Here is an 11,736-nt window from a genome sequence, read left to right as displayed (position 1 = left end):
GAGTTGCAGTTGTGAAACTAATAGTAGCAATTGCCGTTAATCCACGTTACGGATCTAAGCGAATGTATATATTACATTAATTTAGGGTGGTACCGCGGGAATCTATAACCTCTCGTCCCTTTCTAGGGATGAGAGGTTTTTTGTATTTTGGGCGGTGAAAATAAATAGAATTTCAAGGAGGGTATCTCATGAGCTTTAATCATCAAGAAATTGAGAAGAAGTGGCAAGGTCATTGGGAAGAGAATAAAACATTCCGTACGCCAGATGAGACAGAAAAACCAAAATTTTATGCGCTAGATATGTTCCCATATCCATCAGGTGCAGGCTTACACGTAGGTCATCCAGAAGGTTATACAGCGACAGATATTTTATCTCGTATGAAGCGTATGCAAGGATATAACGTTCTTCATCCAATGGGATGGGATGCATTTGGTCTTCCAGCAGAGCAATATGCACTTGATACTGGAAACAGCCCGGCAGAATTTACAGAGCTTAATATTAATACGTTCCGTAATCAAATTAAAGCATTAGGCTTCTCTTATGATTGGGATCGTGAAGTAAATACAACAGATCCAAACTACTACAAGTGGACACAATGGATCTTCCTAAAATTATTTGAAAAAGGCTTAGCTTACGTTGATGAAGTACCTGTAAACTGGTGCCCAGCACTTGGTACAGTACTTGCGAACGAAGAAATAATTGACGGTAAGAGTGAGCGTGGTGGGCATCCAGTTGAACGTCGTCCGATGAGACAGTGGATGTTAAAAATTACAGCTTACGGAGATCGTCTATTAGAAGATCTTGATGAGCTTGATTGGCCAGAAAGCTTAAAAGATATGCAGCGTAACTGGATCGGTCGTTCTGAAGGTGCAGAAGTACACTTCAACATTGACGGTACAGACGAGAAATTCACAGTTTTCACAACGCGTCCTGATACATTATTTGGTGCAACATACTGTGTACTTGCTCCAGAGCATGCTCTTGTTGCAGACATTACAACAGCAGATCAAAAAGAAGCTGTAGAAGCTTACATTAACTCTGTTAAAATGAAGAGCGATTTAGAGCGTACAGAACTTGCGAAAGAGAAAACTGGTGTATTCACTGGTGCTTACGCAGTTAACCCAGTAAACGGTGAGAAATTACCAATCTGGATCGCTGATTACGTTCTTGCAACTTACGGAACAGGTGCTGTAATGGCAGTTCCAGCTCACGATGAGCGTGATTATGAATTCGCATCAGTATTCAATCTTCCAATGAAAGAAGTTGTAAAAGGCGGAGGCATTACGAAAGAAGTGTACACAGGTGATGGTGCACACGTAAACTCAGCATTCCTTGATGGTTTAAATAAAGAAGAAGCAATCGTAAAGATGATTGAATGGCTTGAAGTAACGAGCGCAGGAAATCAAAAAGTAACGTACCGTCTACGTGACTGGTTATTCAGCCGTCAACGTTACTGGGGTGAGCCAATTCCAGTAATCCACTGGGAAGATGGCACAATGACAGCTGTGAAAGAAGAAGAATTACCATTAGTTCTTCCAAAAACAGAAAACATCCGTCCTTCAGGTACAGGTGAATCACCACTAGCTAACATTGAAGAGTGGGTAAATGTTGTTGATCCTGAAACTGGTAAAAAAGGTCGTCGTGAAACAAACACAATGCCACAATGGGCTGGTAGCTGCTGGTACTACCTACGCTACATCGATCCAAACAATAGCGAAGCACTTGTAGACCCTGAAAAAGTAAAACAATGGCTTCCAGTTGATATTTATATCGGCGGAGCAGAGCACGCAGTACTTCACTTACTATATGCTCGTTTCTGGCATAAAGTATTATATGATATCGGTGTAGTTCCAACGAAAGAACCGTTCCAACAATTATTCAACCAAGGTATGATTCTAGGTGAAAACAACGAGAAAATGAGTAAATCAAAAGGTAACGTTGTAAACCCTGATGATATCGTAGCAAGCCACGGTGCAGATACACTTCGTCTATACGAAATGTTCATGGGACCATTAGATGCTTCAATTGCTTGGTCTGAAAATGGTCTTGACGGAGCTCGTCGCTTCCTAGACCGCGTATGGCGCCTATTCATTCAAGATAACGGTGAATTAAGTGAGAAAATTACTGATGCACCAAACAAAGATCTTGAAAAAGCTTACCACCAAACAGTGAAGAAAGTAACAGAAGACTATGCAGAGCTTCGCTTCAACACAGCGATTTCTCAAATGATGGTATTCATCAACGATGCATACAAAGCTGAAACACTTCCGAAAGAATATGTAGAAGGTTTCGTAAAAATGATTGCACCAGTTGCACCTCACATCGGGGAAGAGCTATGGAGCAAACTTGGATACAGTGAAACAATCACATATGCAAGCTGGCCAACATTTGATGAGTCTAAACTTGTAGAAGATGAAGTTGAAATCGTTGTTCAAATTATGGGCAAGGTTCGCGCAAAACTAACAATGAGTAAAGACGCATCAAAAGAAGAAATGGAACAACTTGCACTTGAGGCAATCAAAGAACAAATTGAAGGGAAAACAGTTCGTAAAGTAATTGTTGTTCCTGGAAAACTTGTTAACGTTGTTGCAAACTAATTCATTTTAAAGAAAAACTCAGAGCATTTATGCTCTGAGTTTTTTTGCGTGAAAAATAAGTTCTGGATTACCTTCATCTAGGTTTTCAATTATTCCACTGCGTATAAAACCGTTCGCTTTAAACACTTTTTGCATACTTTCATTCGACTCGTTCGTTGAAGAAAAGATTTTTTGAGTAGGGGAATGCCTTAACATATATGAGATTAATGAGCTTGCATGACCTCTCCTTCTTTTGACTGGCGAAACAATTATTAATGAGAGGAAAGTACAATCAAAGAAATTTGTATCGTATGTTAGAAAACCAGAAATGGAATTGTCCTCTTTTGTAATTATGCAGTTTCCTGCATCAATAGCGTGTTTAATATAATTTCGTCTACTATCGTTTCCAATTACATCCATATCTATATGAACAATTGAACCTAAATCGTCGATTGAAGCCTTTGTTACGTTCTCCAAAGAAAATGCCCCCTTTCAAGTGAAAGAAAAATAATCAGTCCATTAATCCTATCATGAATGAAGAACGAAGAAAAAGGTGCGGAATTCCCATATAGACAAACACCTATTCTTCTATAGGAAATATGATAAAAAAGGTAGGTTAAATTGAGCAGAAGAGGTGAAAGGAATGAAAGGGATGGACAATAATGCACCACATGGCTTCTTCGGAGGTGTATCGGATAGTTATGGACAAATGATGTTCATGGGAGGAGATGGTCAACACGGATATGGCGGAATCCCAAGTTGGATGGGAGGAGCCGCTGGAGGATTTCCGACGTCAGTGGCTGGCATGCAAACTGGAATGCCAACACTAACAGGAGGATTCCCGACATCAGTGGCTGGCATGCAAACTGGAATGCCAACACTAACAGGAGGATTCCCGACATCAGTGGCTGGCGCACAAACTGGAATTCCAGTAGGTGTACCAACTACATTCCCTTCTTTCGTAGGAGGAGCACAAGGAGGAGTGCCTGTAGGTATGCCAACTACATTTCCATCTGTTGTGGGAGGTGTACAAACAGGATTTCCTGTACCAACTGGCGTCGGTGTTGTAGCTGGTGGAGTCGGCGGCGTTCCTCAAGGTGTTCACGGTCATCATGTGCACCACGGTCATCATCAACATCATGGCCAGCAACAGCATCACGGTCATCATATGCACCACGGTCATCATCAACATCATGGCCATCAACAGCATCACGGCCATCAGCAGCATCATGGCCATCAACAGCATCATGGCCATCAACAGCACCATGGTCATCAGCAACAAGTACATCACCAAGGCCAACACCAAATTCATCCACAGGCTGTCCTTTATCAAACTCATCAAACTCATCATGGTCACCACGGTCAACATCATCACCACGGTCAACATCACCACCACGGTCAACATCATCACCAAGGCCAACATCAGCAACAAGTACATCACCAAGGCCATCACCAAGTTCATCCGCAGGCTGTCCTTTATCAAACTCATCAAAGTCATCATCATGGTCACCACGGTCAACATCACCACCATGGTCAACATCACCACCATGGTCAACATCACCACCAAGGTCAGCAGCAACACCAAGGTCAACAGCAACAACAATATCAACAATATCAGCAACAACAACAGCCTTGGACTGGTGGAGTTGGAGCAGGAGCAGGGACGGCAGCAGGAACAGCTGGTATTGCAGGAGCAGCAGGACACGCGGGTCATTAATGAATTACGTGAAAAATATATCGGTGAAAAAAGACATAATAAAAAACTGCTAGGAGATCCTAGCAGTTTTTTTCCGCCTCTTGACGCTGGCGTTCAATTTCAGCACGAAGTTGTGGTTCAGGTGCTTGCCATCCTTCTGGTTTTAAAATTTTGCCATCGCCTTCACGGAATCGAGGCTTTCCATCAGGGAATAGTTTTGCCATGTTGGCATTGTTTACAATTTCAAATCCTTTATCTGGACGTACGCCCATTTCTGCAAACGTTCCGAATGCAAAGTAAATAAGGTCAATAAGTGCATCATATTGATCTTCAACAGTCGTTGCTTCTAGAAATTCTTCTAGCTCTTCTTGCATAAAACTTGCACGAATTTTTGCACGCTCTTCTGTTAGTTTTGTTGGAGTGTTTGTCACAGGATGTCCGAATACTTCGTGCATTTTCGCAACAAGTTCGTACCCTTTATCTAAACCTTTTTCGTTTGTCATGTTGTTTCATCCTTTCTTACGTTATGCCGAAGTTTATTGTAACATAAGGTAGTTATTAAATAAAAAGAACATCTTATGAGAAATAAGATGTTCGCTCGTTATTCTTCTTTCTTAATTAAAATGGATAAAACAAGATCGATACTAAATATTCCGATGAGTAGCATCGGTATAACGACAAATAAATAACGTGTAAAAGAAACATTTTTTAAGTATGTATGAGCAAATAAAAAGACGCCGAGAAATAAAATACCATTTAAAATAGGCTTTACTAATTTTTTAGACATAAGCTCCCCCGTAAATATCTTCTCTCTCTATTTGGTAATAAAAAACTCCTCTCTCCGTTGTATCATGCTGGAGAGAGGAGTTCAATCATTTCTCATTCAATTACACCAGAATTTGTAATATTTACGGTGTATTTTATATGAACCGGAACATCTTTATACATTTGTCTCCATTCTTCTAATTTGAATGGGCGATAATGTTGCTTATACTTTGCACCTAGCCCGAGAGGATCGATGTTTAAAGATTTAAACTGCTTAATTAATTTGGTAGCCTGTACATCCAATTGTTTTTGGACATTTTTTTCAATTTTTTTTGTGTTCTTGTTATTTTCTAAGTTAATTTGCTTCGATAGTTCTTGAATACGTGCATCAAGATGAACGTGAATGAAAAAAGAAGGCTTCCCGTTTTTAATTTTTATATCGTAAGTTGGAACAGAACGAATATTATTAATCATTACGTACGCAGAATCTGTTTTAAATTCGTGAGAATCTAATTTGTGTTTCTCTAATAGTCCTTTAAATATGAACATATCTTTTTCCGCGATTTTACCGATATACTTATCCTTTTTAAAAAGACCAATTCCGTTAATTTTTATTTTATCACCATGTTTCTTTAAAATTGGAATATAGTAGTCTTGCCCTTCTTGATAATAACGGAATGCTCCTACATGCAGATTATCCGTTGGTAAAGGACCGGTCTCCATATTATGTTCTAACAACTTTTTAATATAAATTGCAACGTTGTATGAAGTCGTATATTTTCCTTTTAAAAGTTCAGTACCATTCCCCTCTAATAAGCCGACATATAAAGCGTTCCCTATATTTACATCTCGAAGTAATGTATCGAATGAAGTAGACATTCCTTTTTTGGCAAGTCTTATAGTATATAGAGCGACCCGCATTTGTCCGCTAGCAAAAGGTTGAGAAGACTCTAAAGATGTATCTGCTTTTACTTGTTTTACCGCATTTGCGCTGCCTTCAAAAACTTGAACTTTATTACCTTTTTTCTGAATGGGACAAACGAATGTCACTTTTACTTTATTATCTTTTGCTACATCAAAAACGGTTCCTTGAATAAGTTGTACATCGTCGATAATATTTTTTTGTAAACATCCAGTTAGACTGAAGAGTGCTATACAAGAAATAAGTATTAATTTGCTTTTGATTTTTTCCATTTTCTTTTCACCCACACAATAATAAATAGGATTGGGATGTATACATAAATGAGCCAAAAACTAACTTTTGATGCATTACTAATAAAGTTATTAATATCATGTCTGTTTGTTAAAAGTTGTGAAACAATGAGAGTGATAAGGATAAAAGCGAGTAAAACACCTCTTTGTTTTACACGGAATATTTCGTGCGTTGCTCTCGTTGCCGCCCATAAGGGGAGGATGAAACTTGTAATAATAACAAGTGCATAGCCTGAAATTGCAATATATTCTAGCCTTTCTATGAATGGTAATTGAATGACTTGGGTCATAGAAAGTTGTGACCATATCGTTTTTAACAATTGTTTCTCACTAAAAAACGCAAAGGCTAAAAGGGTACTAAATAAATATAGAAGATTTGAAAATAATGCCCCGTATTGAGCGTATTTATGAGATTGCATAGGTTTTTTCACAAATGGATAAACCATGAGGTAAATCTCAAAGCCTGTCATACTGTAGATTGACAGATTGGCGGCTTTTAAAATATCTGAAAAAGAATGTGTGAATATAGGAAGTAAATTATCCCAATGTGAGTATTTCAAAACGAATAAGCTAAGAAGTAAATATCCTAGTGTACCACCAACAGAGATGACGCAAATGCCAGTAATGACACGAAATCCAGAAGAAATAATGTAATAACTAACTAAGCATAAAAAGATTGTTAACATAAAGGTGGAAGCGGTAGGGAACATCCATACTTGAATAATTTCAACGTATGTTCGAATGACGGAAATACTGACGATTAAAAAATAAGCTGCAAAGATGATATTAAAGCCATTCCCTAGCCACTTTCCAAATGTTTGCCGATGTAAGTCAATTAAATTCCCGTTTGTTTCCCTTAATAAAAAATACATCATCCATATAAGAATATGGATACCAATTCCTGTGATAATAACTCCTATCCATCCATCGTATCCAGCAGCTTTTGCAATAATCCGAGCGAAACCGAGAACGCCAGCACCAAACTGTGCACCGTGAATTAAGAAGAAAACAAAGGCAGGAGATATTTGATATTTTTCTTGAACTTTACTCATCGAATGCACCTCATTTCTTAATCATCAAAGTCCGATCTATGTTTTGTTGAAATTCCTTTCGCTGCTTTTTTTACATGTTGTGGTCTTGCTTGCACATCTCTTGTATCAATCATTGTTAATGGAAAACGGATCCAAGAATCTTTAACGGATTGTTGTCTTGTCGGATAAAACAAAGCGTACGGCTTACGTAAGGAAGTAAGTCTAAATAGATGAGTAAATAAAAAGATAAACCCAAGAGAAATCCCGAAGAGACCTCCTATTTCGGCAAAGATAAGAAATGGAAAACGTAGTAATCGAACAGCGTTACCCATTTTGTAAATAGGTGTAATAAAGGAAGCGAGTGCTGATAAGGCAACGATAATTAATAAAATATTACTCGTTAAACCAGCCTGTACAGATGCTTGCCCGATTACGATACCGCCTACAATACCGAGCGTTTGACCAACTTTCATCGGTAACCTCGCACCAGCTTCTCTCAGTAAGTCGATTGCAAGTTCTAAAAAGAGTGCTTCAATTAAAGGTGGGAATGGTACTTGTGCTCTTGATAAAATTAAAGTTTCAAGTAAATCACTCGGAATGAGTTCATAATGGTAATTTAAAACTGCAACGTATAACGGTGTAGCGCATATCGAGAATAGAACGGCGATAAGGCGTAAAATCCTTGAAAATGTAGCGTATAGCCAAGAGACGTTGTAGTCTTCAGGTGAAATGAAAAAATCGAAATATGATACAGGTGTTAGTAAAACACTTGGAGAGCCATCAACAAAAATAGCGATTTTCCCATCGATTAGTGCTTTTGTAACTCTATCAGTGCGTTCTGTATTGATATAGAGAGGGAAAATCGACTTTTCTCCCATCAATTCTTGTATATAAGCACTATCATTAATTTGATCATATTCAAGAGCACGTAAAGACTCTTCTAGAAAATCTACATTATCTTTTTCAGCAAGGTTGTCTAAATACATCATGACAACTTTTGTTTTTGAAAATTCGCCGACAATCATTTCTTTTGTTTGTAAATCTAAAACAGGAAGACGTTTTCGGACTAAATTAATATTTGTATCAATATCCTCTACGAAACCTTCTTGAGGACCGATAACAGTCGATTCATTTAAAGGAGGAGTTGGTGCACGATAATTATCAATTGCAATGTTTGCAAGCATACATTTTTGATCTTGCTGGTTCAATTGAATAATCGCATGTCCTTTTAAAACCATGTCCTCAATTTTTTGTAAGTCATTCGTAATTGTGATACCACTCATCGGAATATGTTCTTTCAGCTCTTCTAGCGAAGCGTTAGGTCGTTCTAAAAGAGTAGGCATTAAATACTTTTGTAATTTCTCACCATCAAGTGAAGGACGATAGTAAGAAATCCAATAAGGCATCGTTTCATCGTCAGAGGTGTGATAATTAACAAAATCACTAGACCTTTTCAGCTTCTCTATTAAATCTTGTAGAGAATGAATACGGTCTTTTCCTGGTTTCGTAAAATCATAAATACTATTATTTCCGGAGTGTTGCTTATCTTGAGCAGAATCATTTTGTTTAGAGCTTTGTTGCTGATCTTGGGCTGAGTTATTTTGCTGCTGATTTTGAGAAGATTCTTCTTTCTTAGTACTTTGTTGCTTATCTTGAGCAGAATCATCTTGTTTAGAGCTTTGTTGTTGATCTTGGGCTGAGTTATTTTGCTGCTGATTTTGAGAAGATTTTTCTTTCTTAGTACTTTGTTGCTTATCTTGAGCAGAATCATCTTGTTTAGAGCTTTGTTGTTGATCTTGGGCTGAGTTATTTTGCTGCTGATTTTGAGAAGATTCTTCTTTCTTAGTACTTTGTTGCTTATCTTGAGCAGAATCATCTTGTTTAGAGCTTTGTTGTTGATCTTGGGCTGAATTATTTTGCTGCTGATTTTGAGAAGATTCTTCTTTCTTAGTACTTTGTTGCTTATCTTGAGCAGAATCATCTTGTTTAGAGCTTTGTTGTTGATCTTGGGCTGAGTTATTTTGCTGCTGATTTTGAGAAGATTCTTCTTTCTTAGTACTTTGTTGCTTATCTTGAGCAGAATCATTTTGCTTAGAATGTTGCTGTTGATCCTGGGAAGATTCGTCTTGTTTAGAATGTTGTTGCTGATCCTGAGCTGATTCGTCTTGTTTAGAATGTTGCTGCTGTTCTTGAGCAGAATCCTTGTTTTCTTCTTTTTTTTGCTCGCCATTGCTACCTTTATTATGTTTCATACTTCTAGTCTGTTCTTTGTTATCATCCTCTTGATTACTAGGTTGTTGCTCCGAGTTATCTGTTTCGTCTTTCTCTGTTGTATTTGATTTTTTTTTCTTACGTAGCCAATTCCAAATCATATGTATGCCCTCTTTAATTGTGTAATATAGTGCTATTTTGTGGCTAATTTTGTATATTATTCATTTATTTATGAAAAGAAGGAGGAGATTGGTTTGCATAGAAAAAATCCTTTAGTAAGCAGTTCATAATATGACGGGAAGAAGGCGAGTCTGTGCAAATTGTAAAAAAGGAGAAGTTTGTTTTAAAAGAGTTTGTGTTTGAAAATGGTAGGGAGATTCCTGTTCAAATGGGGTATGAGACGTATGGTACTTTAAATAGAGAAAGATCAAATGCGATTTTGGTTTGTCACTATTTTAGTGCAACAAGTCATGCGGCAGGAAAATATACAGAGCATGATGAGGGGGCTGGTTGGTGGGATGGATTAATTGGACCTGGGAAAGCAATTGATACAAATAAATATTTCATTATATGTACTGATAACCTTTGTAATGTACAAGTGAAGAACCCATATGTGATTACAACGGGACCGAAATCGATAAATCCGATGACTGGTTTTGAGTATGCGATGGATTTTCCAGTTTTCACATTTTTAGATGTAGCACGGATGCAATATGAGTTAATAAAAGATATGGGGATCGCTAGGTTACATGCTGTAATCGGGCCATCGGCAGGTGGGATGATTGCGCAGCAATGGGCTGTCCACTATCCTCATAAGGTAGAACGAATGATTGGAGTTATTACGAATCCGCAAAATCCAATTATAACGTCGGGAAATGTAGCGCAAAATGCGATCGAAGCAATTCAGCTTGATCCAGATTGGAAAGGCGGAAAGTACGGAGAGGAGCAACCAATGAAGGGGCTTCATTTAGCGAATAAAATGATGTTTATGAATGCATTTGATGAACATTTTTATGAAACAGCATTCCCGCGGAACAGTATAGAAATGGAACCTTATCAACAATTTTCTGTATTAACATCATTTGAGAAAGAGATAAATAAAGTGACATGTAAAAGTATAGATTTAGTAGATGCAAATTCATGGATGTACACTGCGAAAGCAGTCTTATTACATGATATTGCACATGGTTTTTCTTCCTTAGAAGAGGCTCTTTCTAAGATTGAAGCGAATGTACTCATGATTCCATGCAAACAAGATTTACTTCAACCATCTCGTTACAATTATAGAATGGTAGATTTTTTGCAAAAGCAGGGGAAGTACGCAGAAGTATATGAAATAGAAAGTATAAATGGGCATATGGCAGGAGCGTTAGATGTTCATTTATTTGAAAAGAAAGTGTATGAGTTTTTAAATCGGAAAGTATCTAGTTTTGTGTAGAAAATAATTAATGTGGAAAAGGTGCATTGTTTATAATAGGCACCTTTTTTACATAATTTGCAGACGGAAAATATATGAAGCGATTGATAAACCAAAGAAAGCTATACTAAGTAATAGAAATAAGAATGACATTTCTTGAGGGGATTTTATCTTTTTATTATTTTTCATACTAAGAGCAATGACCGCAGAAATTAAGAAAATGATACCCATAATGAAAAGAAAAAGTGTCATTTTAACTGGCTCCTTTCATAAAACAAGTATATTGAGGATACAATGCACGAGTTATGTTTGTAAAGAATAAGTTTTGCGAGAAAATTGAGAAATAAATTCTCGGTTCTTTGCGTTCTTTCTTTCGCATGCTAAAATTGATTAGAAATGGTTGTTTAAAGAAGAAACTAAAGGGTTTATTGTATATAAGGAGGAACGACATATGACAGAAGTTAAAACAATTACTACAGAAGAAGTGCAAGAGCGTTTAGAAAATGGAGAAACGTTATTTTTAGTAGACGTAAGGGAAGATGAAGAAGTAGCGGCAGGGAAAATTCCAGAAGCTGTACATATTAAAATGGGTGATATTCCAAATAAAGTAGATTTCTTTGAAAAAGAGAATGAATATATCTTTATTTGTCGTTCGGGAATGCGCAGTGAAAATGTATGCCATTATTTAAATGAACAAGGATTTAAAACAGTGAACATGGTTGGCGGTATGCTTCAATATGAAGGTGAAACTAAATAATTAGCTAAAAAAACTTGAAACGTGTTTGTTTCAAGTTTTTTTTATTTTGCATAGAGTATATGAAAGGGAGG

General features: G+C 37.3%; 11 protein-coding genes and 1 other annotated feature (1 of these 12 running past the window's edge). Of the genes, 4 read left to right on the top strand and 7 right to left on the bottom strand.

Translation table 11 applies throughout. The features are described from left to right. Positions 1–123: a binding site (T-box leader), on the top strand (it extends 96 nt beyond the left edge of the window). A gap of 65 nt (positions 124–188) precedes the next feature. After that, the gene (gene leuS, locus LUS72_RS23535) at positions 189–2,597 is read left to right on the top strand and encodes a leucine--tRNA ligase (protein WP_264448347.1); all 2,409 of its coding nucleotides are present in this window, start codon (positions 189–191) and stop codon (positions 2,595–2,597) included. A 27-nt stretch (positions 2,598–2,624) separates the two neighbouring features. Here leuS and LUS72_RS23530 read toward each other — a convergent pair whose 3' ends face one another. Next, a complete protein-coding gene (locus tag LUS72_RS23530) occupies positions 2,625–3,053 on the bottom strand; it encodes a GNAT family N-acetyltransferase (RefSeq protein WP_141533502.1) in 429 nt (142 codons plus the stop codon). 166 nt (positions 3,054–3,219) lie between these two features. Between LUS72_RS23530 and LUS72_RS23525 the strand changes: the two genes are divergently transcribed. Continuing rightward, positions 3,220–4,293: a VrrB protein gene (locus tag LUS72_RS23525; protein ID WP_098519849.1), complete on the top strand. Its 1,074-nt coding sequence runs from the start codon at positions 3,220–3,222 to the stop codon at positions 4,291–4,293. A gap of 59 nt (positions 4,294–4,352) precedes the next feature. Here the strand turns inward: LUS72_RS23525 and LUS72_RS23520 are convergent, their stop codons facing one another. The 5 genes from LUS72_RS23520 to LUS72_RS23500 form a co-directional block, all read right to left on the bottom strand. After that, positions 4,353–4,775, bottom strand: coding sequence for a pyrophosphohydrolase domain-containing protein (locus tag LUS72_RS23520; protein ID WP_000180554.1), 423 nt, complete (start codon positions 4,773–4,775; stop codon positions 4,353–4,355). A 98-nt stretch (positions 4,776–4,873) separates the two neighbouring features. Further along, positions 4,874–5,059 carry a hypothetical protein gene (locus tag LUS72_RS23515; RefSeq protein WP_097829619.1) on the bottom strand — a complete coding sequence of 62 codons (186 nt, stop codon included), beginning with the start codon at positions 5,057–5,059 and terminating at the stop codon, positions 4,874–4,876. Between the two features lie 92 nt (positions 5,060–5,151). Then, positions 5,152–6,231, bottom strand: a complete 1,080-nt coding sequence (gene gerHC, locus LUS72_RS23510; RefSeq protein ID WP_097829620.1) for a spore germination protein GerHC — start codon at positions 6,229–6,231, stop codon at positions 5,152–5,154. Then, a complete protein-coding gene (locus LUS72_RS23505; RefSeq protein ID WP_097829621.1) occupies positions 6,207–7,301 on the bottom strand; it encodes a spore germination protein in 1,095 nt (364 codons plus the stop codon). Before LUS72_RS23505 ends, gerHC begins: the two co-directional genes overlap by 25 nt. Before the next feature lie 17 nt (positions 7,302–7,318). Continuing rightward, positions 7,319–9,652 carry a spore germination protein gene (locus tag LUS72_RS23500; protein ID WP_264448345.1) on the bottom strand — a complete coding sequence of 778 codons (2,334 nt, stop codon included), beginning with the start codon at positions 9,650–9,652 and terminating at the stop codon, positions 7,319–7,321. A gap of 152 nt (positions 9,653–9,804) precedes the next feature. On the opposite strand from LUS72_RS23500, the gene LUS72_RS23495 reads away from it, so the two are divergent. Beyond that, positions 9,805–10,929 (top strand): homoserine O-acetyltransferase family protein, encoded by a 1,125-nt coding sequence (locus LUS72_RS23495; RefSeq protein ID WP_097829623.1) that lies wholly within the window; start codon positions 9,805–9,807, stop codon positions 10,927–10,929. Between the two features lie 48 nt (positions 10,930–10,977). Here LUS72_RS23495 and LUS72_RS23490 read toward each other — a convergent pair whose 3' ends face one another. Continuing rightward, the gene (locus LUS72_RS23490; RefSeq protein WP_000171885.1) at positions 10,978–11,160 is read right to left on the bottom strand and encodes a hypothetical protein; all 183 of its coding nucleotides are present in this window, start codon (positions 11,158–11,160) and stop codon (positions 10,978–10,980) included. Between the two features lie 199 nt (positions 11,161–11,359). Here LUS72_RS23490 and LUS72_RS23485 point away from each other — a divergent pair, with 199 nt between their 5' ends. Continuing rightward, positions 11,360–11,665, top strand: a complete 306-nt coding sequence (locus tag LUS72_RS23485) for a rhodanese-like domain-containing protein (protein WP_000141214.1) — start codon at positions 11,360–11,362, stop codon at positions 11,663–11,665. The last annotated feature ends 71 nt before the right edge of the window (positions 11,666–11,736 follow it).

The organism is Bacillus cereus (assembly GCF_025917685.1).
GTDB lineage: Bacteria > Bacillota > Bacilli > Bacillales > Bacillaceae_G > Bacillus_A > Bacillus_A cereus_AT.
Note: the sequence above shows the minus strand (reverse complement) of the source record. Positions and strands in the feature narration are given on the sequence as shown.